The 25,251-nt window shown below is 63.5% G+C and carries 22 protein-coding genes; 14 read left to right on the top strand and 8 right to left on the bottom strand.

Translation table 11 applies throughout. The annotated features are described in order from the left end of the window. Positions 1-28: 28 nt before the first annotated feature. The 5 genes from AC1RMG_RS14975 to gap form a co-directional block, all read right to left on the bottom strand. Positions 29-2,635, bottom strand: a complete 2,607-nt coding sequence (locus tag AC1RMG_RS14975) for a TonB-dependent receptor (RefSeq protein ID WP_125062094.1) — start codon at positions 2,633-2,635, stop codon at positions 29-31. A 121-nt stretch (positions 2,636-2,756) separates the two neighbouring features. Continuing rightward, positions 2,757-3,725 carry a FecR family protein gene (locus tag AC1RMG_RS14970; RefSeq protein ID WP_262211927.1) on the bottom strand — a complete coding sequence of 323 codons (969 nt, stop codon included), beginning with the start codon at positions 3,723-3,725 and terminating at the stop codon, positions 2,757-2,759. Between the two features lie 113 nt (positions 3,726-3,838). After that, on the bottom strand, positions 3,839-4,357 hold the full coding sequence (locus AC1RMG_RS14965) for an RNA polymerase sigma factor (RefSeq protein WP_011062879.1): 519 nt from the start codon (positions 4,355-4,357) through the stop codon (positions 3,839-3,841). A 73-nt stretch (positions 4,358-4,430) separates the two neighbouring features. Continuing rightward, entirely contained in the window at positions 4,431-4,895 is a 465-nt protein-coding gene (locus AC1RMG_RS14960; RefSeq protein ID WP_011062878.1) for a methylglyoxal synthase, read from the bottom strand. 15 nt (positions 4,896-4,910) lie between these two features. Continuing rightward, a complete protein-coding gene (gap, locus tag AC1RMG_RS14955) occupies positions 4,911-5,915 on the bottom strand; it encodes a type I glyceraldehyde-3-phosphate dehydrogenase (protein ID WP_011062877.1) in 1,005 nt (334 codons plus the stop codon). Positions 5,916-6,138: 223 nt separating this feature from the next. Here gap and edd point away from each other — a divergent pair, with 223 nt between their 5' ends. The 11 genes from edd (at position 6,139) to AC1RMG_RS14900 (ending at position 19,521) form a co-directional block, all read left to right on the top strand. Then, complete coding sequence (gene edd, locus AC1RMG_RS14950; protein WP_019094563.1) at positions 6,139-7,965, top strand: phosphogluconate dehydratase; 1,827 nt, start codon at positions 6,139-6,141, stop codon at positions 7,963-7,965. Further along, the gene (locus tag AC1RMG_RS14945; protein ID WP_011062875.1) at positions 7,962-8,918 is read left to right on the top strand and encodes a glucokinase; all 957 of its coding nucleotides are present in this window, start codon (positions 7,962-7,964) and stop codon (positions 8,916-8,918) included. The genes edd and AC1RMG_RS14945 overlap by 4 nt, the downstream gene beginning before the upstream one ends. A 69-nt stretch (positions 8,919-8,987) precedes the next feature. After that, the gene (locus AC1RMG_RS14940) at positions 8,988-9,719 is read left to right on the top strand and encodes a response regulator (RefSeq protein ID WP_015636744.1); all 732 of its coding nucleotides are present in this window, start codon (positions 8,988-8,990) and stop codon (positions 9,717-9,719) included. Beyond that, positions 9,709-11,178: an ATP-binding protein gene (locus tag AC1RMG_RS14935; protein WP_019094564.1), complete on the top strand. Its 1,470-nt coding sequence runs from the start codon at positions 9,709-9,711 to the stop codon at positions 11,176-11,178. Before AC1RMG_RS14940 ends, AC1RMG_RS14935 begins: the two co-directional genes overlap by 11 nt. Before the next feature lie 222 nt (positions 11,179-11,400). Further along, positions 11,401-12,660, top strand: coding sequence for a D-mannose isomerase (locus AC1RMG_RS14930; RefSeq protein ID WP_015636742.1), 1,260 nt, complete (start codon positions 11,401-11,403; stop codon positions 12,658-12,660). 116 nt (positions 12,661-12,776) lie between these two features. Continuing rightward, positions 12,777-14,069 carry an ABC transporter substrate-binding protein gene (locus AC1RMG_RS14925; RefSeq protein WP_011062871.1) on the top strand — a complete coding sequence of 431 codons (1,293 nt, stop codon included), beginning with the start codon at positions 12,777-12,779 and terminating at the stop codon, positions 14,067-14,069. A gap of 120 nt (positions 14,070-14,189) precedes the next feature. Then, positions 14,190-15,098: a carbohydrate ABC transporter permease gene (locus tag AC1RMG_RS14920; RefSeq protein WP_011062870.1), complete on the top strand. Its 909-nt coding sequence runs from the start codon at positions 14,190-14,192 to the stop codon at positions 15,096-15,098. Further along, positions 15,091-15,936: a carbohydrate ABC transporter permease gene (locus tag AC1RMG_RS14915; RefSeq protein WP_011062869.1), complete on the top strand. Its 846-nt coding sequence runs from the start codon at positions 15,091-15,093 to the stop codon at positions 15,934-15,936. The genes AC1RMG_RS14920 and AC1RMG_RS14915 overlap by 8 nt, the downstream gene beginning before the upstream one ends. A gap of 3 nt (positions 15,937-15,939) precedes the next feature. Beyond that, complete coding sequence (locus AC1RMG_RS14910; RefSeq protein ID WP_015636741.1) at positions 15,940-17,100, top strand: ABC transporter ATP-binding protein; 1,161 nt, start codon at positions 15,940-15,942, stop codon at positions 17,098-17,100. Positions 17,101-17,188: 88 nt separating this feature from the next. Beyond that, the gene (locus tag AC1RMG_RS14905) at positions 17,189-18,538 is read left to right on the top strand and encodes a carbohydrate porin (RefSeq protein ID WP_011062867.1); all 1,350 of its coding nucleotides are present in this window, start codon (positions 17,189-17,191) and stop codon (positions 18,536-18,538) included. Between the two features lie 128 nt (positions 18,539-18,666). Next, complete coding sequence (locus tag AC1RMG_RS14900) at positions 18,667-19,521, top strand: D-hexose-6-phosphate mutarotase (RefSeq protein ID WP_019094568.1); 855 nt, start codon at positions 18,667-18,669, stop codon at positions 19,519-19,521. A gap of 31 nt (positions 19,522-19,552) precedes the next feature. On the opposite strand, the gene AC1RMG_RS14895 is transcribed toward AC1RMG_RS14900, so the two are convergent. Further along, positions 19,553-20,413 carry a MurR/RpiR family transcriptional regulator gene (locus AC1RMG_RS14895; protein WP_169892262.1) on the bottom strand — a complete coding sequence of 287 codons (861 nt, stop codon included), beginning with the start codon at positions 20,411-20,413 and terminating at the stop codon, positions 19,553-19,555. 312 nt (positions 20,414-20,725) lie between these two features. On the opposite strand from AC1RMG_RS14895, the gene zwf reads away from it, so the two are divergent. The 3 genes from zwf to AC1RMG_RS14880 are packed head-to-tail and all read left to right on the top strand — an operon-like array spanning position 20,726 to position 23,578. Next, positions 20,726-22,195: a glucose-6-phosphate dehydrogenase gene (gene zwf, locus AC1RMG_RS14890; protein WP_015636738.1), complete on the top strand. Its 1,470-nt coding sequence runs from the start codon at positions 20,726-20,728 to the stop codon at positions 22,193-22,195. Continuing rightward, the gene (pgl, locus tag AC1RMG_RS14885) at positions 22,182-22,895 is read left to right on the top strand and encodes a 6-phosphogluconolactonase (protein WP_019094569.1); all 714 of its coding nucleotides are present in this window, start codon (positions 22,182-22,184) and stop codon (positions 22,893-22,895) included. The genes zwf and pgl overlap by 14 nt, the downstream gene beginning before the upstream one ends. Before the next feature lie 17 nt (positions 22,896-22,912). After that, positions 22,913-23,578: a bifunctional 4-hydroxy-2-oxoglutarate aldolase/2-dehydro-3-deoxy-phosphogluconate aldolase gene (locus tag AC1RMG_RS14880; RefSeq protein ID WP_015636736.1), complete on the top strand. Its 666-nt coding sequence runs from the start codon at positions 22,913-22,915 to the stop codon at positions 23,576-23,578. A 114-nt stretch (positions 23,579-23,692) separates the two neighbouring features. Here the strand turns inward: AC1RMG_RS14880 and AC1RMG_RS14875 are convergent, their stop codons facing one another. Continuing rightward, on the bottom strand, positions 23,693-24,883 hold the full coding sequence (locus AC1RMG_RS14875; RefSeq protein ID WP_053111588.1) for an aminotransferase class V-fold PLP-dependent enzyme: 1,191 nt from the start codon (positions 24,881-24,883) through the stop codon (positions 23,693-23,695). 13 nt (positions 24,884-24,896) lie between these two features. Beyond that, positions 24,897-25,133 carry a DUF3820 family protein gene (locus tag AC1RMG_RS14870; protein ID WP_015636734.1) on the bottom strand — a complete coding sequence of 79 codons (237 nt, stop codon included), beginning with the start codon at positions 25,131-25,133 and terminating at the stop codon, positions 24,897-24,899. Positions 25,134-25,251: the final 118 nt, after the last annotated feature.

Here is a 25,251-nt window from a genome sequence, read left to right as displayed (position 1 = left end):
TGAAAAAGGGCAGTAAGGTGTCCAGGCGTCAGATATCCCACACCAGGTTGACCGAGAAGTTGCGGCCTGGCTGGGTCAGGCGGTCGAGGTTGGCGGGGTTGAGCATGCCGGCCTCGCCGACGCCGTCATAGCCGCGCACGTCGTCCCAGTTCCAGTATTTCTTGTCGGTCAGGTTGTACAGGCCGGCGTTGACAGTGACGTCGTCGGTAACCTTGTAGAACCCGGTGAGGTCGAGAATGCCGAAGCCGGGGGTCTTGAACTGGCTGCTGGTGGTCAGGCCGTCCGGGGCTTTGAACGCAGTGTCATCGACTCGATCCTTGCGCTTGACCAGGGTCCAGCTGAGCAAGGTGCCGTAGTTATCCTGGTCGTAGCCCAGGCCAAACACCGCCTTGAGCGGGTTCACGCTATTGATCGGTTCACCGTTGTCGGCATTGCGACCGTAGGCGTACGCCACCGAGCCCAGGGTGTAGAGGCCCTGTGGAGCACCCAGGGCGTCCAGGTTCAGGCGGCCCTTGGCTTCGGCACCCTTGATGGTGGCGTGCTTGATGTTGGCGGTCTGGAACTTGATCTGGTTGTAGCCGGGAGCGATGGCATCTTCGTTGATGAAATCGCTGTACTTGTTATAGAACACCGCCACATCGAAGTTGCCGTGTTCGAAGTTGCCGCGCAGGCCGGTTTCCCAGCTCTTGCTCTTCTCCGGCTTCAGGTCCGGGTTGGGGGTGACCGAATAGCCGGCACCCGGGTTCTCGAAGCGTCCGAACAGCGCCTTGGCAGTCGGTGTGCGGAAGCCTTCGGCGTATTGGCCGTACCAGGTGTATTGCTCGGTCAGCGCGTAGGTCAGGCCGAACTTGGGCGACAGGCGATGCCAGGTCTTTTCGTTGGCATTGATTTCCGAGGCCTTGCCTCCGGCGGCGACGATGGTGTTGACGAACTCGTCGGTCACGTGAGGTTTGAGCTGGGTGTAGTCGTAGCGCAGGCTGGGCAGGAAGGTCCAGTCGTTCCACTGGATCTGGTCCTGGACGAACAGGCCATAGGTGTTGATGGTCGGGTCCGGGAAGTCGCTGGATTTGGGGATGCTGTCTCCCCGGGATGCGCTGGGGGCTCCAATGGCCGAGCAGTTGGTGGCCACGTTCAGGCAGGTGGCGGTGCCATAACGGTAGCCGGTCACTTTCTGTTGCTTGATGTTGGTGCCGTAGGTCAGCAAGTGCTCGGTATCGGCCAGGGTGAATGCCTTGTCCAGTTGTGCATCGAAGACCCACTGCTTTTCCTGGTACAGGGTGTCTCGGGTACGCGCCACACGGCGCCCGGACTGATAGATCTCGTCGGCATGCTGGTCGGTCTTGGCGATCTGGTAGTTCAGGCTCCACTTGATCTTGTCCGCCAGGACGCTGTCGAGGGCAAAGCTGTGTTCCAGGCCGAAACGCTCGCGGGTGATGGTGTCGTTGGCGGTGCGGGCGCGGTACAGGTTGCTGCCGGTGCCGTTGAAGAACAGGCCGCCGACCACACTGCGCTGGTTGCTGTCGCGGTCGTCCTTGTACTTCTCGTAGGTGAGGCCCAGGCGCGAATCGTCGTTGTAGTCCCAGCCCAGCTTGGCCAGCACACTGGTGGTGCGCACGGTTTCCGGGTTGGCTTCGGTACGGTTCAGGCCGGTGCCGCCGGTGCTGCCGTAGGATTCGGTTTCGCGGCCATTACGTTGGCTCAGGTGCAGCAAGCCGTCGAATTCGCCGCTGCGCCCGGCGAAAGTGCCGGAGGTCAGCCAGCTGTTGTCGGAGGAGCTGTAGCCGCTTTTCAGGCGGGCGCCCAGATCCTGGCCTGGCTTGATGATGTCATCCGGGTCGAGGGTGAAATAACTCACAGCGCCGCCGATGGCGTTGCTGCCATACAGCGCCGAAGCCGGGCCGCGGAGGATTTCCACGCGCTTGATGATTTCCGGGTCGACGTAGTTGCGTTGGGTTTCAGCGTAGGGCCCGTTGAAGAAGCTGCTGGGCACTTCTACGCCATCGACCTGGGTCAGGATCCGGTCGCCGTCGATGCCGCGGATGTTGTAGCCACTGATACCGCCGCCACGCAGGCCCGCGCCACCCACCGAGACGCCTGGTTCATAACGGGTCAGTTCGCGGATGTTGTTGACGTTCTGGCGGTCGAGTTCTTCCCGGGTGTGCACGCTCACGGTGCTGGGCACCGAGTTGATGTCCTGCTCCTGACGGGTGGCGCTGATGGTCACCTGCTGCAGGTTCACCACATTGGCTGCGCTGCGCTTTTCCAGAACGATGTTGTTGTTGCCCAGCTTGCGGTAGCTCAGGTTGGTGCCGCTGAGCAGCCGATCCAGGGCCTTTTCCGGTGGCAGCGAACCGCGCACGCCCGGGGAGGACACCCCGCTGCCCAGCTCCGCCGGCAGGCCCACTTGCCAGCCGGTGACCGCAGTAAAGGCGTTGAGCGCCGATACCAGCGGCTGCTGGGCGATAGCGAAGTTGTAGTTGCCCATGCGCTGGCTGGAGGATGCCGGGGCATCGGCGGCCATCACGGGGGCAGCGTGGGCGCCGGCCAGCAGGATGGCTGCGGTCAGCAGCGACAGGGTGCAGTTTTGCAGGCGGGCACAGGGAACAGGGGATCGGCTGTTGAGGCGAGGGGACATCGAGAGCGCTCCGGGTCGCACGAAACTTTTATAGGTGCAGATACGCATTCAAAATGCGAATCAGTTGCATTGGCTATAACGAGACGTACGACCCGTAGAGATCGCGTAAAAATAATTGTTCTCAGTTGAGAATCACTAGTGCCGGGAACTCGGAAAGCCGTGCCGAAGTGATGTGGGCCAGGGAACGCACCACATCCAGAGGCTGATCCAGGCGGTAGTTGCCGGTTACCGCGATCTTTGCCAGGTGTTCGTTGTTGTTGACGATCCAGCCCGGGTAATAGCGCCGCAGTTCGGCCAGGACCTGGCTCAGGGGGCAGTTCTCGAACACCAGGCGGCCCTGGACCCAGGCCAGCTCCTTGTCGGCGTCGAGCCTGGCCGGCTGGTCGAAGCCCTGGGGCCCGACCCGCACGCTTTCCCCGGCGCGCAGGCGCAGGCGCTGGTCGGCGTGGGTGGCGCGCAGGTCGATGTCACCGCGCTGCACCTGGACTTGTGCCACGCCGTCCAGGTAGCGCACGGCAAAGGTGGTGTCGCGCACGCTGGCCTTGACCGGGCCGGCGTCCAGTTCCAGGGGCAGGCCGCGATTGCCGGGGATCTCGAAGAAGGCTTCGCCCTGGTACAGCCGGGCCACGCGCTGGTGATCGTTGATGTCGCTGGAAAAGGCCGAGTTGGTGTTGAGCAGCACCCTGGAACCGTCTTCGAGCTGCAGGCGCTGGCGCTCGCCGATCTGGGTCAGGTGGTCGGCCTGCAGGCGCAGCGGCAGGTTGCTGAAGCTGAATAATCCGAGCAGCAGCACCGCGGCGGTGGCCAGGGGTTTCCAGTGGGGGCGCAGGCGCGCCAGGCGCGAGACTTTCGGTGGCGCTGCCAGGGTCAGGGCGCATTGCGCCACTTGCGGGCCATTCCAGATCGCCTGGGCCTTTTCGAAGGCCTGGGCGTTGAGCGGTGAAGCCGCCAGCCACTGATGAAACTGGCGCACTTGTTCCTCGTTCGGATGTTCCAGCTCGATCAGCCAATCCAGTGCCTGATCCATGGCCAGGGTGCTTGAGTGCGGGCCGGCAGGGGTGGGCGGCTCGGCGCTGTGAAAATCCGTCACGGGTGTTCCTCGGCTGCGTCTGTGCGCGGCTGTTTTTTCAAGAGAGAGCGAAAGCCGGCCAAGGTTAACAAAGGCTCGGGGCTGCCGCAGTCATTCTGCTCAGCGGTTGAGACTCACTGGCCGTCGAGACGTTCGGCGACGCCGATGCAGATGGCCATGATCAGTTTCAATTCCTTTTGCACCGTGCTCAGTGAAACCCCGAGCTCGTCGGCGATCTCCTGGTAACTGTGGCCGTGCAGGCGGCTGAGGATGAAGATCTGCTGCTGGCGAGGGCTGAGCTGGCCGAGGCTGAGGTTCAGGCGTTCCAGCATCTGCTCGGCGTGGGCCGCGTCTTCGGCACTGCTGACGGGCGCGGCGACATTCTCCACCACCTCCGGCGGTACGTCTTCGAGCAGGGTGCGGCCCTGGATGCGCCGGGCCCGCAGGTGATCCAGGGCGAGGTTGCGCGCGGTCTGGAAGACAAAGGGTTCAAGGTGCGTGATCGGCCGCTCGCTCAGGGCCCGGGTCACGCGCAGGTAGGTTTCCTGCAGCAGGTCTTCGGCGGTGCTGTGGTTGTTGACCATCCGCTCCAGCGTTCGCAGCAGAGAAATGCGTTGGGTGAGGAAGACGTGGTTGAAGTGCGATTGACTCACAGCAAGGCCTGATCCATTTTTTCAGCAGATGATAATGATTGTCATCTACGTCAATGGTCAAGCCTTGCGTGAATTATCCTCGGCCGGCCAGGTAGGCCTGATAGTCGGGAATCCGGTGCTCATGGGCCTGGTTCATCAGCGGGCTGCTGAGCAGGTAGTCGGCGCTGCACTCGTTGCAGGCCACCGGAATGTTCCATACCGCCGCTACCCGCAACAGGGCCTTGATGTCCGGATCATGGGGCTGGGGTTCGAAGGGGTCCCAGAAGAACACCAGCAGGTCGACCCGTTGCTCGGCAATCTGCGCCCCCAGTTGCTGATCGCCGCCCAGGGGGCCGCTGATCATGCTTTCCACCGGCAGCCCCAGGTGCTTGCTCAGCAACAGGCCGGTGGTACCGGTGGCAACCAGCTCGTGCTCGGCCAGGCGCGCCTTTTGCCGCCCGGCCCACTCCAGCAGGAACGCCTTGCAGTGGTCATGGGCGACCAGGGCGATGCGCTTGCGCGCGGCCATGGTCTTGTGGGTGAAACTGATACCGATCATCGACGAATATCCGTTTTATTCCGCGTTGCACAGGGCCAGGCAGTTATCCAGCATGCGGTTGGAGAAACCCCACTCGTTGTCGTACCAGGCCAGCACCTTGAGCAACCGGCCACCGCTGACCTTGGTGTGGTTGGCGTCGAAGATCGACGACAGCGGATTGTGGTTGAAGTCGCTGGAGACCAGCGGCAGGGTGTTGTAGCCGAGGATCGTCGAGTGCTGGCTGGCGCTCTTGAGCAAGGCATTGACCTCTTCGGCGGTGGTGTCGCGCTTGAGGGTCACCGTCAGGTCCACCAGGGACACGTTGATCACCGGTACTCGCACGGCCATGCCGGTCAGCTTGCCAGCCAGCTCCGGCAGCACCAGGCCCACCGCTTCGGCAGCGCCGGTCTTGCTCGGGATCATGTTCTGGGTGGCCGAACGGGCGCGATAGGGGTCGCTGTGGTAGACGTCGGTGAGGTTCTGGTCGTTGGTGTAGGCGTGGATGGTGGTCATCAGGCCGTTGTCGATGCCCAGCTCGCGGTGCAGTACTTGGGCCACTGGCGCCAGGCAGTTGGTGGTGCACGAGGCGTTGGAGATGATCTGGTGCGACTGGCGCAGGATGTCGTGGTTGACCCCGTAGACCACGGTGGCGTCGGCGCCCTTGGCCGGGGCCGAGATGATGACCTTGCGGGCACCGGCGGTCAGATGGGCGGCAGCCTTGGCGCGGTCGGTGAACAGGCCGGTGCATTCGAACACCACGTCGATCTTCTCCGCGGCCCAGGGCAGTTCGGCCGGGTTGCGAATGGCGCTGACGGCAATCCGGTCGCCATTCACGGTGAGGCTTTCCTGATCGTGTTCGACTTGGGCGTCGAAAGTGCCGTGCACGGTGTCGTATTTCAGCAGGTGGGCATTGATAGCGCTGTCTCCGAGATCGTTGATAGCGACGATCTGCAGATCCTGGCGATAGCCTTGGGTATAAAGTGCGCGCAGGACGTTACGGCCGATACGGCCAAAACCATTGATTGCGATTCGAAGAGTCATGTGCAAACGCCTGTCGTTGAATTTGTTGTTGGAATTACAAGATTATTCGCATAGAAATAGAAAACAAGCCTTTTTAGTGGCAATATTTTGTCTTATCTACAACGAGTGACCTGAATCAACTGGTCCAAATGGTCAGAAACATCCTCCGCTGTCCCTGAGCGGTGGCGCGTCTGATCAGCATAGACAAACAGGTCGCCACATCCGTTAGCCTGGAGTTCTACACATGCATCCCCGCGTTCTTGAGGTCACCGAACGGCTTATCGCCCGTAGTCGCGCCACTCGCCAGGCCTATCTCGCGCTGATCCGCGATGCCGCCAGCGATGGCCCGCAGCGGGGCAAGCTGCAATGTGCGAACTTCGCCCACGGCGTGGCCGGTTGTGGCACCGACGACAAGCACAACCTGCGGATGATGAATGCGGCCAACGTGGCAATTGTTTCGTCATATAACGACATGTTATCGGCGCACCAGCCTTACGAGGTGTTCCCCGAGCAGATCAAGCGCGCCCTGCGCGAGATCGGCTCGGTGGGCCAGTTCGCCGGCGGCACCCCGGCCATGTGCGATGGCGTGACCCAGGGCGAGGCCGGCATGGAACTGAGCCTCCCGAGCCGTGAAGTGATCGCCCTGTCTACGGCGGTGGCCCTCTCTCACAACATGTTCGATGCCGCGCTGATGCTGGGGATCTGCGACAAGATTGTCCCGGGGTTGATGATGGGCGCCCTGCGCTTCGGTCACCTGCCGACCATCTTCGTTCCGGGCGGGCCCATGGTCTCGGGCATTTCCAACAAGCAGAAAGCCGACGTGCGCCAGCGTTACGCCGAAGGCAAGGCCAGCCGCGAGGAACTGCTGGAGTCGGAAATGAAGTCCTACCACAGCCCCGGCACCTGCACCTTCTACGGCACCGCCAACACCAACCAGTTGCTGATGGAAGTCATGGGCCTGCACCTGCCGGGCGCCTCTTTCGTCAACCCCAATACGCCGCTGCGCGACGCCCTGACCCATGAGGCGGCGCAGCAGGTCACGCGCCTGACCAAGCAGAGCGGCAACTTCATGCCGATTGGCGAGATCGTCGACGAGCGCGTGCTGGTCAACTCCATCGTTGCCCTGCACGCCACGGGCGGCTCCACCAACCACACCCTGCACATGCCGGCCATCGCCCAGGCGGCGGGCATCCAGCTGACCTGGCAGGACATGGCCGACCTCTCCGAGGTGGTGCCGACCCTGTCCCACGTCTATCCAAACGGCAAGGCCGATATCAACCACTTCCAGGCGGCGGGCGGCATGTCGTTCCTGATCCGCGAGCTGCTGGAAGCCGGCCTGCTCCACGAAGACGTCAATACCGTGGCCGGCCGCGGCCTGAGCCGCTATACCCAGGAACCCTTCCTGGACAACGGCAAGCTGGTGTGGCGCGACGGCCCGATCGAAAGCCTGGACGAAAACATCCTGCGCCCGGTGGCCCGGGCGTTCTCTGCGGAGGGCGGCTTGCGGGTCATGGAAGGCAATCTCGGTCGCGGCGTGATGAAGGTTTCCGCCGTGGCCCCGGAGCACCAGATCGTCGAGGCCCCGGCCGTGGTGTTCCAGGACCAGCAGGACCTGGCCGATGCCTTCAAGGCCGGCCTGCTGGAGAAGGACTTCGTCGCGGTGATGCGCTTCCAGGGCCCGCGCTCCAACGGCATGCCCGAGCTGCACAAGATGACCCCCTTCCTCGGGGTGCTGCAGGACCGCGGCTTCAAGGTGGCGCTGGTCACCGACGGGCGCATGTCCGGCGCTTCGGGCAAGATTCCGGCAGCGATCCATGTCAGCCCCGAAGCCCAGGTGGGTGGCGCGCTGGCCCGGGTGCTGGACGGCGATATCATCCGCGTGGATGGCGTCAAGGGCACCCTGGAGCTTAAGGTAGACGCCGCAGAATTCGCCGCCCGGGAGCCGGCCAAGGGCCTGCTGGGCAACAACGTTGGCACCGGCCGCGAACTCTTCGCCTTCATGCGCATGGCCTTCAGCTCGGCAGAGCAGGGCGCCAGCGCCTTTACCTCTGCCCTGGAGACGCTCAAGTGAAACTGGCCCTGGTCGGTGATATCGGTGGCACCAACGCGCGCTTCGCGTTGTGGAAAGACCAACAACTGGAGGCGATCGAAGTCCACGCCACTGCGGACTACAGCTGCCCGGAAGACGCCATCAAGGCCTACCTGCGGGACCAGGGGCTGGCCCTGGGTGCCATAGGCTCGGTGTGCCTGTCGGTGGCCGGCCCGGTCAGCGGCGATGAGTTTCGCTTCACCAACAACCACTGGCGCCTGAGCCGCCAGGCTTTCTGCCAGGCGTTGCAGGTGGACCAACTGCTGTTGGTCAACGACTTCTCGGCCATGGCCCTGGGCATGACCCGCCTGCAGCCGGATGAATTTCGCGTGGTCTGCGAAGGCGTTGCCGAGCCCTTGCGCCCGGCCGTGGTGATCGGCCCGGGCACGGGCCTCGGGGTGGGCACCCTGCTGAACTTCGGCGACGGTCGTTACATGGCCTTGCCGGGAGAGGGCGGGCATGTCGACCTGCCCTTGAGCAGTGCGCGGGAAACCCAGCTCTGGCAGCACATTCACGACGAGATCGGCCATGTCAGCGCCGAGACCGCCCTCAGCGGTGGCGGCCTGCCCCGGGTGTACCGGGCGATCTGCGCGGTGGACGGCCATGAGCCGCGGCTCGAGACTCCGGAGGCCATCACCGCGGCCGGCCTGGCCGGCGACCCGATCGCCCGGGAAGTGCTGGAGCAGTTCAGCTGCTGGCTGGGCCGGGTGGCGGGCAACAACGTGCTGACCACCGGGGGGCGTGGCGGGGTGTACATCGTCGGTGGGGTGATTCCGCGCTTTGCCGATTTCTTCATCCACAGCGGCTTTGCCAAGAGCTTTGCCGACAAGGGTTGTATGAGCGATTACTTCAAGGGCATCCCGGTGTGGCTGGTGACCGCGCCCTATTCCGGGCTCACCGGTGCCGGCGTGGCCCTGGAGCAGGCCCAGGGCTGACGCCGCCCTGGCAGGCGACCCGGCATCAGGCATAATCGCGCACCCTGCCTAACAATAAGGACGGCCCCGGTGAGTTCAGTCAGTAAGTCGATTTTGTTGGTTGACGACGATCAGGAAATTCGCGAGCTGCTGGAAACCTATCTCAGCCGCTGCGGCTTCCAGGTGCGCAGCACCGCCGACGGGGCCGGCTTTCGCCTGGCCCTCAACGAGGCGCCCAGCGACCTGGTGATCCTCGATGTGATGCTGCCGGACGAAGACGGCTTCAGCCTGTGCCGCTGGATCCGCCAGCATCCCAAGCGCAGCCAGGTGCCGATCATCATGCTGACCGCCAGCTCCGACGAGGCCGACCGGGTCATCGGCCTGGAGCTGGGCGCCGACGACTACCTGGGCAAGCCTTTCAGCCCCCGGGAGCTGCAGGCGCGGATCAAGGCCCTGCTGCGGCGCGTGCAGTTCACCCAGGAGCGGGTTGTCGGCGAGGTGCTGTGCTTCGACGAATGGCGCCTGGATGTGATCAGCCACCGGCTGTTCCACAACGATGGCGAGGAGGTGATTCTTTCCGGCGCCGACTTCGCTCTGCTCAAGCTGTTTCTCGACCATCCCCAGGAAATCCTCGATCGCGACACCATCGGCAATGCCACCCGCGGGCGTGACCTGATGCCCCTGGATCGCATCGTCGACATGGCGGTGAGCCGCCTGCGCCAGCGTCTGCGTGACACCGAAAAGCCGCCGCGGCTGATTCGCACCGTGCGCGGCAGCGGCTATCAATTGGCAGCCAATGTGGTTGCCGGCAATGGCCACTGAGGCATTGCGCAAAGTGCTGCGGCGCCTGCCGGTGCCCCGTTCCCTGCTGGGGCGGATGCTGCTTTTGACCCTGCTGGCGGTGCTGTTCGCCCAGGCGCTGTCCAGCGTGATCTGGGTTTCCCAGCTGCGCGCCACCCAGCTCGAAGGGCTGGTGACCAGCGCCCGCAGCCTGGCCCACTCGATGACCGCCAGCGTCAGTTACCTGCGTTCGTTGCCGGTGGCGTACCGGCCCCTGGTGCTGGACCAGTTGCGCAGCATGGGCGGTACGCGGTTTGTCGTGACCCTGAACGACAAGCCCCTGGGCATGCAGGTGCTGCCCGCCACCCCGCGCAAAGAAGCGGTGTTGCAAGCTGTGGAGCAGGTGTTGCGCCAGTCCCTGGGCAATGACGCGGACATTTCCGTGACCTTTGTCAGCCCCGATGATCTGCGGATCTTCAATGGCGGCCTCAAACTCGACGAATTGCCCCGCTCCTGGGCCCATTACGCCCTGACCCTGGAGCCGGTAAACCCGCCGGTGCTGGTGACCCAGATCCAGATGGCGCCGGGAGAGTGGCTGTACATCGCCTCGCTGTTGCCCGAGCCCTACACCAGCCTGGAAGAACAAGGCCTGCCGGCGCAGCAGGTGTGGTTCATCCTGCTCACCAGCGGTTTTCTGCTGTTGTTCATCGGCCTGTTGGTGCATTGGCAGAGCCGGCCCCTCAAGCGCCTGGCCCGGGCGGCGCGGGACATGTCCCTGGGGGCCGACGTCGAGCCGGTAGCGGAGGGCGGTGGCAGCGAGGTGGTGGAAGTGGGGCGGGCCTTCAACAGCATGCGCGAGCGCATCAGCCGCTACCTGACCGAGCGCAGCCAGCTGTTCAGCGCCATCTCCCATGACCTGCGCACCCCCATCACCCGCTTGCGCCTGCGGGTGGAATTGTTGGAGGACGAGCAACTGCAGGCCAAGTTCGGGCGCGACCTGGATGAACTGGAGTTGCTGGTCAAGGGCGCGCTGCAGTGCGTCAAGGACACCGACATCCACGAGAACATCGAGCCGGTGGACCTCAATCAGGTACTCGACTGCCTGGTAGAGCCTTATCTGGCACCCAACGGCAATGGCCGCGTGACCCAACAGGGCAGGGCCCTGGCCAGCTACCCGGGCAAGCCCCTGGCGCTCAAGCGCTGCATGGGCAACCTGATCGACAATGCCCTGAAGTACGGACAGAACGCTCACCTGCACATCGAAGACGACGACAGCGGCTTTGTCCTGCATGTCGACGACGAAGGCCCCGGCGTACCGGAGCAGCGCCTGGAGCAAGTCTTCGAGCCGCACTTCCGTCTTGCTGGCCAGCAGCAGGGCTACGGCCTGGGCCTGGGGATTGCCCGCAACATCGCCCACAGCCATGGCGGCGAAGTCAGCCTGCAGAACCTGCGCGAAGGCGGCCTGCGCGTAACCCTGTACCTGCCCCGGACCTTCGACTGACCTGCCGGCCGTTGTAAGCGCTGGCTTGTGTCGGAGCTGGCTTGCCAGCGAAGGCGTCCTCAAGGGCACCACAGGGCTCAAGGGCCTCTTCGCCGGCAAGCCGGCTCCTATGGGGGAGTGCAATGTCACGGTTTGGTGACATTGCGCAGGTCCTTTGTTACCTGCGGTCGCAGGCGGCTTGATTAGACTCAAGCCTTCGATAAAAACAACAACAGGTCACCCATGGACGCTCTCTCCCTGCCATTCAGCAGTTGGCTGAATGCCCCTGCACATCAGGCCTGGCTCGCCGCCGAAGGCCTGCGCCTGCTGGATTTTGCCAAGGCCTCACGGCTCCCCGCGGGCTTTGGCAACCTCGATGAACAGGGCCGCCTGCCCAGCGGCGCCCAGGCCGAAACCATGAACACCGCGCGCATGACCCACAGCTTTGCCATGGCCCATATCCAGGGCCTGCCGGGTTATGCCGCTCTGGTGGACCACGGCATCGCCGCCCTCGGCGGGCCCTTGCGTGATGCCGAGCACGGCGGCTGGTTCGCCGTGGCCGGGCAGGCCGACGGCAACAGCACCAAGGCCGCCTACCTGCATGCCTTTGTCGCTCTGGCGGCCAGCTCCGCGGTGGTGGCCCAACGTCCCGGCGCCGAGCGTTTGCTGGAGGAGGCCATCGCCATCATCGACCGGCATTTCTGGAGCGAGGAGGAGGGCGCGCTGCGCGAGTCTTTCAACTGCGACTGGAGTCAGCCGGAAGCCTATCGCGGTGCCAACAGCAACATGCACGCCACCGAGGCGTTCCTGGCCCTGGCCGATGTCACCCAGGACTCACGCTGGCTGACCCGCGCCCTGCGGATCGTCGAGCGGGTGATCCACACTCAGGCGGCGGCCAACGACTTCATGGTGATCGAGCATTTCGACCTCGCCTGGCAACCACTTCGTGACTACAACCGGGCCTTTCCCGCCGACGGTTTCCGGCCCTTTGGCACCACCCCGGGACACGGCTTCGAATGGGCGCGGCTGTTGCTGCACCTGGAGGCTTCGCGGGTGAAGGCTGGCATGCTGACCCCCGGCTGGCTGGTGCAGGACGCGCAGAAGCTGTTCGAAAGCAACTGCCGCCATGGCTGGAGCGTCGATGGCGCCCCGGGCATGGTCTACACCCTGGACTGGGACCATCAGCCAGTGGTGCGCGAGCGCCTGCACTGGACCCACGCCGAGGCCAGCGCCGCCGCCAGCGCCTTGCTCAAACGCACCGGCCAGGCCCAGTACGAGGCCTGGTACCGCTGTTTCTGGGAATTCTGCGAGGCCCATTTCATCGACCGCAGGCACGGTAGCTGGCACCACGAACTGGGCCCGGACAACCAGCCGTCAGCCCGGATCTGGGGCGGCAAGCCGGACCTCTATCACGCCTGGCAGGCGGTGCTGATCCCGCGCCTGCCGTTGGCCCCGAGCATGGCTTCTGCATTGGCCCAGGTGTCTGTTCCGGGCCTTGTGTAACCATGTGGTGACATTTCCCCGTCGCTTCGTTACTCGAATGATCGACTAGGCTGTTTAGACTCGTTTGCAGCGCAAGCACCAGACTTGCATGCATAACAACAAGAAAGGTACTTCAAATGAATGCGATTTCTCGCCTCGCCACTGTCATTTCCCTTGCCTCTCTGTTTCCCCTGAGTGCCCTCGCCGCCGACTCCAAAGGTTCTGTGGAAGTCGTCCACTGGTGGACTTCGGGTGGTGAAAAAGCCGCCGTCGATGTGCTCAAGGCCCAAGTGGAAAAAGACGGTTTCACCTGGAAGGACGGCGCCGTGGCCGGCGGTGGCGGTTCCACTGCCATGACCGTGCTCAAAAGCCGCGCCGTGGCCGGCAACCCGCCGGGTGTGGCGCAGATCAAGGGCCCGGACATCCAGGAATGGGGCAGCACCGGCCTGCTCAGCACCGATACCCTCAAGGACGTGGCCAAGGCCGAGAACTGGGACGGCCTGCTGTCGCCCAAGGTGGCCAATACCGTCAAGTACGAAGGTGACTACGTGGCGGTGCCGGTGAACATCCACCGGGTCAACTGGCTGTGGATCAACCCTGCCGTGTTCAAGAAAGCCGGGATCGACAAGGCCCCGACCACCCTCGAAGAATTCTATGCCGCCGGCGACAAGCTCAAGGCCGCCGGCTTCATCGCCCTGGCCCACGGCGGCCAGCCGTGGCAGGACAGCACCGTGTTCGAAGACGTGGTGCTCTCGGTCATGGGCCCGGAGGGCTACAAGAAAGCCCTGGTGGACCTGGACCAGAAAACCCTCTCCGGCCCGGAAATGGCCAAGGCCTTCACCGAGCTGAAGAAAATCACCGGCTACATGGACCCCAACCGTGCCGGGCGTGACTGGAACATTGCCGCAGCCGACGTGATCGGCGGCAAGGCCGGCATGCAGATGATGGGCGACTGGGCCAAGAGCGAGTGGACCGCGGCCAAGAAGGTCGCCGGCAAGGACTACCAGTGCGTACCGTTCCCGGGTACCGACAAGGCCTTCACCTACAACATCGACTCCCTGGCGGTGTTCAAGCTCAAGGCCGACCGCAAGGGCGATATCGCTGCCCAGCAGGACCTGGCCAAGGTCGCCCTGGGCAAGGACTTCCAGAAAGTCTTCAGCATCAACAAGGGTTCGATCCCGGTGCGTACCGACATGCTCAACGACATGAGCGCCGAGGGCTTCGACTCCTGCGCCCAGGCGTCGGCCAAGGACTTCCTGGCAGACGAGAAGACCGGCGGCCTGCAGCCGAGCATGGCGCACAACATGGCCACTTCCCTGGCGGTGCAGGGCGCGATCTTCGACGTGGTGACCAACTTCATGAACGACAAGGATGCGGACCCGGCCAAGGCCAGTGCGCAGCTGGCTTCGGCGGTCAAGGCCGCGCAGTAATCCTTGAACCCCGCCGCCGGTACGCCGGCGGCTCACCCGTGACTGTCGCCGCCCTGCCTGTGCCCCGGCCCATGCAGCGACGGTGTGCAGCCCGGATTCACTCCTGACTGGGTTATTCCGATGAGCTCTGTGGCGGTTTTCAGCAAAGCCTCACCGTTAGATGCATTGCAGCGCTGGCTACCCAAGCTGGTGCTGGCACCGAGCATGGTGATCGTGCTGGTGGGTTTCTACGGCTACATCATCTGGACGTTCATTCTGTCCTTTACCAATTCCAGCTTCATGCCGAGCTACAAGTGGGTCGGCCTGCAGCAATACCTGCGCTTGATGGACAACGACCGCTGGTGGGTGGCGAGCAAGAACCTCGCGGTCTTCGGCGGCATGTTCATCGCCATCAGCCTGGTGCTGGGAGTGTTCCTCGCGGTGCTGCTGGACCAGCGCATCCGCAAGGAAGGCTTTATCCGCACCGTGTACCTGTACCCCATGGCGCTGTCGATGATCGTCACCGGTACCGCCTGGAAGTGGTTGCTCAACCCCGGCCTGGGCCTGGACAAGATGCTTCGCGACTGGGGCTGGGAAGGCTTTCGCCTGGACTGGCTGGTGGATCAGGACCGGGTGGTGTACTGCCTGGTGATCGCCGCGGTGTGGCAGGCCTCGGGCTTTGTCATGGCGATGTTCCTCGCCGGCCTGCGGGGTGTCGACCAGTCGATCATCCGCGCCGCCCAGGTGGACGGCGCGAGCCTGCCGACCATCTACCTGAAGATTGTCCTGCCGAGCCTGCGGCCGGTGTTCTTCAGTGCCTTCATGATCCTCGCCCACATCGCCATCAAGAGCTTCGACCTGGTGGCGGCGATGACCGCGGGCGGGCCGGGCTATTCCTCCGACCTGCCGGCGATGTTCATGTATTCCTTCACCTTCAGCCGCGGCCAGATGGGCATAGGTTCGGCCAGCGCCATGCTGATGCTGGGCGCCGTGCTGACCATCCTTGTGCCGTACCTGTATTCCGAACTGCGGGGCAAGCGCCATGACTGACTCCCTTGGCAAACCGACCCTGAACTTCAGCCGGATCGCCATCTACGCCACCCTGCTGCTGGCGGCGGCGGTGTACCTGATACCGCTGGTGGTGATGCTGCTCACCAGCTTCAAGACCCCGGAGGATATCCGCACCGGCAACCTTTTGAGCTGGCCACAGGTGGTGGACGGCATCGGCTGGATCAAGGCCTGGGACACTGTCGGTGGCTACTTCTGGAACTCGGTGAAGATCACCGTGCCGGCGGTGCTGATCTCTACCTTCATCGGTGCAATGAACGGCTACGTGCTGTCGATGTGGCGCTTTCGCGGCTCCCAACTGTTCTTCGGCCTGCTGCTGTTCGGCTGCTTCCTGCCGTTCCAGACGGTGTTGCTGCCGGCTTCGTTCACCCTGGGCAAGTTCGGCCTGGCCAACACCACCACCGGCCTGGTGCTGGTGCACGTGGTCTACGGGCTGGCCTTCACCACTTTGTTCTTTCGCAACTACTACGTGAGCGTGCCGGATGCGCTGGTCAAGGCTGCGCGCCTGGACGGTGCCGGGTTCTTCACCATCTTCGGCAAGATCCTGCTGCCGATGTCGGTGCCGATCATCATGGTCTGCCTGATCTGGCAGTTCACCCAGATCTGGAACGATTTCCTCTTCGGCGTGGTGTTCGCCAGTGGCGACGCGCAACCGATCACCGTGGCCCTGAACAACCTGGTCAACACCAGCACCGGGGCCAAGGAATACAACGTTGATATGGCAGCGGCGATGATCGCCGGGCTGCCGACACTGCTGGTCTACATCTTCGCCGGCAAGTATTTCCTGCGCGGGCTGACGTCCGGCGCGGTCAAGGGGTAAGGCATGGCAACTCTCGAATTACGCAACGTCAACAAGACCTACGGTGCCGGCCTGCCGGACACCCTGAAGAACATCGAGCTGAAGATCGATGACGGTGAATTCCTGATCCTCGTCGGCCCATCCGGCTGCGGCAAATCCACCCTGATGAACTGCATCGCGGGCCTTGAGAACATCAGTGGCGGGGCGATCCTGGTGGACGACGCCGACATCAGCGGCATGAGCCCCAAGGATCGTGACATCGCCATGGTGTTCCAGTCCTACGCGCTGTACCCGACCATGAGCGTGCGCGACAACATCGCCTTCGGCCTGAAGATCCGCAAGATGCCCGCCGCCGAGATCGACGCGGAAGTGGCACGGGTGGCCAAGCTGCTGCAGATCGAGCACCTGCTCACCCGCAAGCCGGGCCAGCTCTCCGGTGGCCAGCAGCAACGGGTGGCCATGGGCCGGGCGCTGGCGCGGCGGCCGAAGATCTACCTGTTCGACGAGCCGCTGTCCAACCTCGACGCCAAGCTGCGGGTGGAGATGCGCACAGAAATGAAGCTGATGCACCAGCGTCTGAAAACCACCACGGTCTATGTCACCCACGACCAGATCGAAGCCATGACCCTGGGTGACAAGGTGGCGGTGATGAAGGACGGGATCATCCAGCAGTTCGGCACCCCGAAGCAGATCTACAACGACCCGGCCAACCTGTTCGTGGCCAGCTTCATCGGTTCGCCACCGATGAACTTCATCCCCCTGCGCCTGCAGCGCAAGGACGGCCGCCTGCTGGCCCTGCTGGACAGTGGCCAGGCTCGCTGCGAGCTGCCCCTGGGGCCCCAGGATGCCGGGCTGGAAGACCGTGAGGTGATCCTCGGCATTCGCCCGGAACAGATCGCCCTGGCCGCGGGCGAGGCCAACGGCCTGCCGACCATTCGTGCCGAGGTCCAGGTGATCGAGCCCACCGGCCCCGACACCCTGGTATTCGTCACGCTCAATGGCACCAAGGTCTGCTGCCGCCTGGCACCGGACCAAGCCCCCGAGGCCGGGGAAACCCTGACACTGCAGTTCGATCCGGCCCGGGTGCTGTTGTTCGACGCCCAGAGCGGTGAACGCCTGGGCGCCGCCGGGGCACCGGTGACAGAGGCCCGGGGCGGCAATGTGGCGCAGTTCAAGGGGCGCTGAATCCGTGACGGATGGCCTGTCATCCGTCGCCACTGCTGTAAACCGCGTTGGATAAATCGTTAATAACAATAAAGACGAGGATGTAGGGATGAAAAAGCAACACAGCAACACCCGATTGCTCTGCCAGTTGTCGGCGGTGGCGGCCCTGGTCCTGTCCGGCAATGCCATGGCCGATGAGGCGTTCAGCGCCGATTCGAAATGGATGACCGGTGACTGGGGCGGCGAGCGCACCAAGCTGATCGAGCAGGGGATCGACATCAAGGCCGACTACGTCGGTGAAATGGGCGCCAACCTGCATGGCGGTTACAACGACGACAAGACCGGGCGCTACAGCGACCAGTTCGGCCTGGGCGTGGCGTTCGACCTGCAGAAGCTTTTGGGCTGGGACAACACCCAGGCCAAGATCCAGCTGACCAACCGTAACGGCCAGAACATCTCCAACGACCGCATCGGCGACCCGCGTGCCGGCACCTTGAGCTCCTCCCAGGAGGTCTATGGCCGGGGGCACATGGTCCGCTTGACCCAGTTGTGGGTTCAGCACCAGTTCCTCGACGGCAAGCTGGACGTCAAGGCCGGCTACTTCGGCGAAGGCGAAGACTTCAACACCTTCCCCTGCGACTTCCAGAACCTGGCGTTCTGCGGCTCCCAGGTGGGCAACTGGGCCACCGGCATCTGGTACAACTGGCCGGTCAGCCAGGCGGCGCTGCGCATCAAGTACAACATCACCCCCGAGCTGTATGCGCAAATCGGCGCCTACAACCAGAACCCGTCGCAACTGGAGCACGGCAACGGCTTCAAGCTCAGCGGCAGCGGCACCAAGGGCACCGTGTTGCCGGTGGAACTGGTCTGGTCGCCCAAGCTCAACAGCCTGCCGGGCGAGTACCGCGTCGGTTACTACAAGAGCACGGCCGATGCCAATGATGTGCGCAAGGACGTCAATGGTCAGGATGCCGCGAACACGGGTGATGCCTATCGCGTGCACAACAGCAAGCACGGCTACTGGTTCGTCGGGCAGCAGCAACTCACCACGCACAACGGTGATGCTTCCCGGGGCCTGAACATCGCCGCCAACGCCACCTTCCACGACAAGGACACCAACGTCGTCGACAACTACCAGTCGCTGATGTTCGTGTACAAGGGGCCGTTCGATGCGCGTCCCAAAGATGACGTCGGCATCGGTTTTGCTCGGATCCACGTCAACGACGATGTGCGCAAGAACGCCCAGCTGATCAACGAGGACAACGGCATCAGCAACTACGACAACCCGCTGTATATGCCGCTGCGCGACACCGAATACAACTACGAGATCAACTATGGCTTCCACGTCACCAACTGGCTGACCGTGCGCCCCAACCTGCAATACATCACCCACCCGGGTGGTGTGGATGAAGTCGACAACGCGCTGGTGGCCGGCCTGAAAATTCAGTCGGTGTTCTAAGGCCGTTGCGATAAGCTCCTTCTCTCTGTGCGCATTTTGCGGATGGCCTGGGCCGTCCGCTTTTTTTTGTCGGGCCGGCGCCCCCCTCATGAGTAGCGAGACAGCATTGATTTTCAGGACTGCGGCCCATGCATGAGCATCCGCTACAACGCTTTTTCAGATCCTTGCGCGAGCGCCCGGTGTTTGCCTGGGAGCGCTATCAACTGCGTGACGTGCTGGTGATCGATCACCCGCTGTGCCAGGCCGTGTTCAGTCGTCAGGGTGCCCAGTTGCTGCACTTCCAGCCGGCCGGACAAAAGCCCTGGCTGTGGTGTGCGGCGAAGTGGCCGCAGGTGGGGGCGATCCGTGGCGGAGTGCCTGTGTGCTGGCCCTGGTATGGGCGCCATCCCAGCGAAAATGCCTGGCCTTCCCATGGCTGGGCGCGGCTGCTGGACTGGAAGCTGCTGGACAGCAGCAGTGATGAAGAGGGCGTGCGCCTGCACTGGCAATTGCAGTTGTGCGACTGGAAGGTCGACCTGCATGCGCACCTGGGCCAGAGCATGGACCTGCGCCTGAGCACCGAGCACCAGGACACCGAACCCTGCCAGTTGAGCCAGGCTCTGCACGCCTACTGGCGTATTGGTGATGTCGGCGAGATAGCGCTGTCCGGGCTCGATGGCGCCCAGGGTTATGACCAGTTGAACCGTCAGGTCTGCCAGCAGCAGGGCGAGTTGCGGGTCGAGGGCGGTTGCCAGCGGGTGTTCCAGCACGAGGGTGAGTTGCAGCTCAAGGATCACGCCTGGCAGCGCGAGTTGTGCATCGATACCGGTGACCATGCCGACACCGTGGTCTGGCACCCCGGCACCCGGCCGCTGCTGGGGGTGAGCTGGAATGAGGTGTCGCGGTTCGTCTGTGTCGAAGCGGCTGTGGGTGGCACCGACAGCCTGCGCCTGGCGCCCGGGGAGCAAGCGCACCTGAGCTTGCAGGCGCGCGCTGCGGGGTAGGGAGCCGGCTGGCCGGCGAACCGGCCCGGCTTCAGTTGAACTCGTCGCCCACCGGGTAGCGGCTGGCGTTGAGGCTTTCCTTGATCTTGCGCAGGTGTGGCTGGAAATCCACGCCGCGGCGCAGGGTCATGCCGGTGGCCAGCACGTCGAGCACGGTGAGCTGGATGATCCGCGAGGTCATCGGCATGTAGATGTCGGTGTCTTCCGGTAGCGGGATGTTCAGGCTCAAGGTGCTGGCCTTGGCCAGTGGCGAGTTTTCTGCGGTCAGCCCCAGCACCGAGGCGCCGTTTTCCCGTGCGATACGCGCCACTTCCACCAGTTCGCGGGTGCGGCCGGTGTAGGAAATGATCACGAACAATTCGCCGGTATGAGCCACCGACGCGATCATCCGTTGCATCAGCACATCGGCGTGGGCGGTGACGGCGAGGTTGAAGCGGAAGAACTTGTGCTGGGCGTCCAGGGCCACCGGGGCCGAGGCGCCGAGACCGAAGAAGTGGATCTGCCGGGCCTGGATCAACAAGTCCACGGCCTTGCTGATCAGGTTCGGGTCCAGGGCCTGGCAGGCGCTGTCCAGGGAGGCGATGGCGCTGCCGAAAATCTTTTGCGTGTAGGCTTCTGGGTTGTCGTCGGCCTCCACGGCACGGCTGACATAGGCCGCACCGCTGGCCAGGCTCTGGGCCAGTTGCAGCTTGAGTTCCGGGTAGCCGCTGACGCCAAAGGAGCGGCAGAAGCGATTGACCGTCGGTTCGCTGACCGAGGCAGCCTGGGCCAGGGCGGCGATGCTGAAGCGAGTCGCCTGCTGCGGGTTGAGCAGGATGACTTCGGCGACTTTACGTTCCGCCTTGTTCAGTTCTTCAAGACGGTTCTGGATCTGCTCCAGAAGGTTTCGCACTCGGTCCATTAAGGTTTCCTAGATCGGCTAGACAGGCGCTGCGGGCAGGGCCGGGAAGCGGTCAATCGAGCAAGGCGCGCCGACGGATTGTCGGTGCAGGCCTTTTGAGCTTGCTGCGATTGCGCTGCGCACCGGGTCGCTGGCGCGCCTGCAATGCGAAGTTGAGAGGTGGCCTATCCTACTGATGGCCCGGATCGACCACCACCTGGAATCTGTATTTTGTAAAAATGTTGTGTTTATTACTACATTTTTCCTTGAGTGATGCCTTGAAAAAAGGTATTTGTAGCTTAACTTGATAAAAGAACAAACATCATGCCTTCGATAACGGTTGAACCCTGCACCTTTGCCTTGTTTGGCGCGCTGGGCGATCTGGCGCTGCGTAAGCTGTTTCCTGCCCTGTACCAACTCGATGCCGCCGGTTTGCTGCATGACGACACGCGCATCCTGGCCCTGGCCCGCGAGCCTGGCAGCGAGCAGGAACACCTGGCGAATATCGAAACCGAGCTGCACAAGTATGTCGGCGACAAGGATATCGATAGCCAGGTCCTGCAGCGTTTTCTCGCCCGCCTGAGCTACCTGCATGTGGACTTCCTCAAGGCCGAGGACTACGTCGCCCTGGCCGAACGTGTCGGCAGCGAGCAGCGCCTGATTGCCTACTTCGCCACGCCGGCGGCGGTGTATGGCGCGATCTGCGAAAACCTCTCCCGGGTCGGGCTCAACCAGCACACCCGTGTGGTCCTGGAAAAACCCATCGGCTCGGACCTGGATTCATCACGCAAGGTCAACGACGCGGTGGCGCAGTTCTTCCCGGAAACCCGCATCTACCGGATCGACCACTACCTGGGCAAGGAAACGGTGCAGAACCTGATTGCCCTGCGTTTCGCCAACAGCCTGTTCGAAACCCAGTGGAACCAGAACTACATCTCCCACGTGGAAATCACCGTGGCCGAGAAGGTCGGCATCGAAGGTCGCTGGGGCTATTTCGACAAGGCCGGCCAACTGCGGGACATGATCCAGAACCACTTGCTGCAACTGCTCTGCCTGATCGCCATGGACCCGCCGGCCGACCTTTCGGCCGACAGCATCCGCGACGAGAAGGTCAAGGTGCTCAAGGCCCTGGCGCCCATCAGTCCGGAAGGCCTGACCACCCAGGTGGTGCGCGGCCAGTACATCGCCGGCCACAGCGAAGGCCAGTCGGTGCCGGGCTACCTGGAGGAAGAAAACTCCAACACCCAGAGCGACACCGAGACCTTCGTCGCCCTGCGCGCCGATATTCGCAACTGGCGCTGGGCCGGTGTGCCGTTCTACCTGCGCACCGGCAAGCGCATGCCACAGAAGCTGTCGCAGATCGTCATCCACTTCAAGGAACCCTCGCACTACATCTTCGCCCCCGAGCAGCGCCTGCAGATCAGCAACAAGCTGATCATCCGCCTGCAGCCGGACGAAGGTATCTCGTTGCGGGTGATGACCAAGGAGCAGGGCCTGGACAAGGGCATGCAACTGCGCAGCGGTCCGTTGCAGCTGAATTTTTCCGATACCTATCGCAGTGCACGGATCCCCGATGCCTACGAGCGGTTGTTGCTGGAAGTGATGCGCGGCAATCAGAACCTGTTTGTGCGCAAAGATGAAATCGAAGCCGCGTGGAAGTGGTGTGACCAGTTGATTGCCGGGTGGAAGAAATCCGGCGATGCGCCCAAGCCGTACGCGGCCGGGTCCTGGGGGCCGATGAGCTCCATTGCACTGATCACGCGGGATGGGAGGTCTTGGTATGGCGATATCTGATTTGCAACTGCCGGCGGGCGTGCGCGCCCACGAATTCCGCAGCCCCACGCTGCTGGCTGAAGGCCAGGCGCTGAAGGTCGCCGAGCTGCTGCGCGAGGCCATTGCCGCGCGCGGCAACGCCACCCTGGTGGTGTCCGGTGGCCGTAGCCCGGTGGCGTTTTTCCAGGCTCTGGTGAAGCAGGAGCTGGATTGGTCCAAGGTGCTGATCACCCTGGCGGACGAGCGCTGGGTGCCTGTGGAGCATGCCGACAGCAATGCGGGCCTGCTCAAGCGCTACCTGCTCCAGGGGCCGGTGGCCAAGGCTCGCTTCCTCGGCCTCTACAGTGCGGCGGCCAATCTTGAAGAGGCTGCCCTGCAAGCGGACAGTCTGCTGGCCGAACTGCCAGGCATCGATGTGCTGGTGCTGGGCATGGGGGATGACGGCCACACCGCGTCGCTGTTCCCCAACAGCCCGAACCTGGCTGAAGCGCTCAAGGCCGATGGCACTCGTCGCTGCTGGCCGATGCTGGCGCCCAGCGTGCCCCATCAGCGCCTGAGCATGAGCCGGGCATTGCTGGCTTCGGCCCGCAACAGCCTGTTGTCGATTTCCGGTCAGTCCAAGCTGACCACCCTGAGCGCCGCACTGGCTGGTGACGCTGTCGCCGAAATGCCGATTCGCGCCTTCCTGCAAACCCCGTTAGAGATTTACTGGTGCCCATGAGCCAAGGATCAGCCGCTATGACAAACCTCGCCCCGACCGTTTCCATGGCGGACAAAGTTGCCCTGATCGACAGCCTCTGCGCCAAGGCGCGGATCCTGCCGGTGATCACCATTGCCCGCGAGCAGGATGTCCTGCCGCTGGCCGATGCCCTGGCGGCCGGCGGCCTGACCGCCCTGGAAGTGACCCTGCGTTCGCAGTTCGGCCTCAAGGCGATCCAGATCCTGCGCGAACAGCGCCCGGAGCTGGTGACCGGTGCCGGCACCGTGCTCGACCCGCAGATGCTGGTGGCGGCGGAGGCGGCAGGTTCGCAGTTCATTGTCACCCCGGGGATCACCCGCGACCTGCTGCAAGCCAGCGTGGCCAGCCCGATTCCCCTGCTGCCGGGGATCAGCAATGCTTCCGGGATCATGGAGGGCTATGCCCTGGGCTATCGCCGCTTCAAGCTGTTCCCGGCGGAAGTCAGTGGTGGCGTGGCGGCGATCAAGGCCCTGGGCGGGCCGTTCGGCGAGGTCAAGTTCTGCCCTACCGGCGGCGTCGGCCCGGCCAATATCAAGAGCTACATGGCGCTCAAGAATGTGATGTGTGTCGGCGGTAGCTGGATGCTCGATCCCGAGTGGATCAAGAACGGCGACTGGGCACGGATCCAGGAGTGCACGGCCGAGGCCCTGGCCCTGCTGGACTGAAGGTTCTACCCGATTCGTTGGTGTGTTCTACGGCTTTACGGTGCGCTTGGTCGGCGCACCGTTTTTTTTTGCCTGGAGAATAGCGCTGCCCGGCGCGCGACAGGTGGGCAGGGCTTACCGGCCGGCCAGGTCGGTGAGGGCTTCGATCAACTGCTGCATATGCGCAAGGGGAGTGGTCAGCCCCGGAGTGATGCGGATGCAGGTGCCGAACCCTGCGCCATTGCGGGCCACGGTAAACAGGTTGTAGTCCCGTAGCAGGCGATCCGCCAGGGCTTGCTGGTCCTGGTGGCGGGTGAAGCGCACAGCGCTGATGGCGCAGCACAGGCGCGGGTCCTGCGGGGTCATGACTTCCAGCCCGTCCATTTCGCGCACCGCTTCGCTCCAGCTATGGCGCAGGTAGTTCAGGCGCGCGCCCTTGGCCGCCGCACCACCCATCGCCCGGTGTTCCTCGAACACCCGGGGCAGGGTCATCAGCGCCGGAATGTTTGGCGTGCTGTAGGGCGTACGGGCGCGCACGTCGTCACGGGGAAAATGGAACTCGTCCATGTCCGGGTCGATGTCTTCCAGGCGTTCGGGGTGGATATACACAAAGCCCAGGCTCAACGGTGCGCCGATCCACTTGTGCAGGTTGAAACCGGCGAAGGCGATGCCCAGGTCGCGAAGGTCGAAGTCGATCTGGCCCAGGGCGTGGGCGCCGTCGAGGATGATGTCGACCCCGTGTTCCCGAGCGGCGGCGGCAATCGCCCGGACCGGCATCACCAGCCCGCTGCGATGGGTGACATAGGTCAGGGGCATCAGCTTGAGCCGTGGGTAGCGCTCGAAAGCGTCTTTGTAGGTGCTTACAAGGCTGTCAAAACTGGCAGGATGCCGGTGGACGATCTCTATCACTTCGACGCCGCGCTGGCGGGCCAGCCAGCGCATGGCGCTCTTGACCGTGTCGTACTCCAGGTCGCTGAGCAGCACCTGGTCGCCCGGTTGCAGGCGGTTGTAGTTGCGGATCAGCGATTGCAGGGCGTCGGAGGCACAGCGGGTCAGGGCCACGGCGTTTTCCGGCGCCTGCAGCAGCGCCGCCAGTTGGCGGCGGATGTCCAGCGCGTCGATCTGCTCGAAGCGCTGGCGCACCAGCAGCGAGTTGCTGCGGTTCACCCACTGGATGTTGTGCTGGTACTCCTGGGCCACGCTGCGGGTCATGCGCCCGAAGTAGCCGTTTTCCAGATTGATCGGCCCCGGCTCGATGTCGAACTGGCGAGCGATGCCCTGCCAATGATCTTCGTCGTGGGCAAGTGTGGCTGCAGTCCTTGGCATGGAGGGCTCTTTTTCAGTGACGGGGTTTGGGTTTGCCGTGTTTGGCCCGCAGGGGATCGAGCAGGTCGCTAAGGCCGTTGTGGTCGATTTCCTGCATCAGGGCCAGCAGGCCGCCGAGTTCGCCCTTGGGAAAACCTTCCCGGGCGAACCAGTTCAGGTAGGGGCCGGGCAGGTCGGCCAGGATGCGGCCCTTGTATTTGCCGAAGGGCATTTCCCGGGTGACCAGCAGTTCAAGAGTTTCAGGGGTCATGGCGGGGGCTGTCGTGTCATTCAAGAGCCTTGGAAAATACAGGCATTCTGCATGGAGGCCAAATGACAGATCATGCAAATAACTCGGATACAGATTTTTGTATATTTTCTAAGTAATT

The sequence above is a fragment of the Pseudomonas sp. GW822-FHT04H02 genome (assembly GCF_058800645.1).
This window is presented reverse-complemented; position numbering and strand designations above follow the sequence as displayed.

What these genes read in the sequence shown, in the direction of transcription:
- AC1RMG_RS14875 (WP_053111588.1), bottom strand. Translation starts at nt 24,883, where the DNA reads ATGCCAAGGACTGCAGCCACACTTGCCCACGACGAAGATCATTGGCAG.
- AC1RMG_RS14905 (WP_011062867.1), top strand. Translation starts at nt 17,189, where the DNA reads ATGAAAAAGCAACACAGCAACACCCGATTGCTCTGCCAGTTGTCGGCG.
- AC1RMG_RS14880 (WP_015636736.1), top strand. Translation starts at nt 22,913, where the DNA reads ATGACAAACCTCGCCCCGACCGTTTCCATGGCGGACAAAGTTGCCCTG.
- AC1RMG_RS14900 (WP_019094568.1), top strand. Translation starts at nt 18,667, where the DNA reads ATGCATGAGCATCCGCTACAACGCTTTTTCAGATCCTTGCGCGAGCGC.
- pgl (WP_019094569.1), top strand. Translation starts at nt 22,182, where the DNA reads ATGGCGATATCTGATTTGCAACTGCCGGCGGGCGTGCGCGCCCACGAA.
- AC1RMG_RS14960 (WP_011062878.1), bottom strand. Translation starts at nt 4,895, where the DNA reads ATGATCGGTATCAGTTTCACCCACAAGACCATGGCCGCGCGCAAGCGC.
- AC1RMG_RS14915 (WP_011062869.1), top strand. Translation starts at nt 15,091, where the DNA reads ATGACTGACTCCCTTGGCAAACCGACCCTGAACTTCAGCCGGATCGCC.
- AC1RMG_RS14920 (WP_011062870.1), top strand. Translation starts at nt 14,190, where the DNA reads ATGAGCTCTGTGGCGGTTTTCAGCAAAGCCTCACCGTTAGATGCATTG.
- AC1RMG_RS14930 (WP_015636742.1), top strand. Translation starts at nt 11,401, where the DNA reads ATGGACGCTCTCTCCCTGCCATTCAGCAGTTGGCTGAATGCCCCTGCA.
- AC1RMG_RS14975 (WP_125062094.1), bottom strand. Translation starts at nt 2,635, where the DNA reads ATGTCCCCTCGCCTCAACAGCCGATCCCCTGTTCCCTGTGCCCGCCTG.
- AC1RMG_RS14935 (WP_019094564.1), top strand. Translation starts at nt 9,709, where the DNA reads ATGGCCACTGAGGCATTGCGCAAAGTGCTGCGGCGCCTGCCGGTGCCC.
- AC1RMG_RS14870 (WP_015636734.1), bottom strand. Translation starts at nt 25,133, where the DNA reads ATGACCCCTGAAACTCTTGAACTGCTGGTCACCCGGGAAATGCCCTTC.
- zwf (WP_015636738.1), top strand. Translation starts at nt 20,726, where the DNA reads ATGCCTTCGATAACGGTTGAACCCTGCACCTTTGCCTTGTTTGGCGCG.
- gap (WP_011062877.1), bottom strand. Translation starts at nt 5,915, where the DNA reads ATGACTCTTCGAATCGCAATCAATGGTTTTGGCCGTATCGGCCGTAAC.
- edd (WP_019094563.1), top strand. Translation starts at nt 6,139, where the DNA reads ATGCATCCCCGCGTTCTTGAGGTCACCGAACGGCTTATCGCCCGTAGT.
- AC1RMG_RS14925 (WP_011062871.1), top strand. Translation starts at nt 12,777, where the DNA reads ATGAATGCGATTTCTCGCCTCGCCACTGTCATTTCCCTTGCCTCTCTG.
- AC1RMG_RS14910 (WP_015636741.1), top strand. Translation starts at nt 15,940, where the DNA reads ATGGCAACTCTCGAATTACGCAACGTCAACAAGACCTACGGTGCCGGC.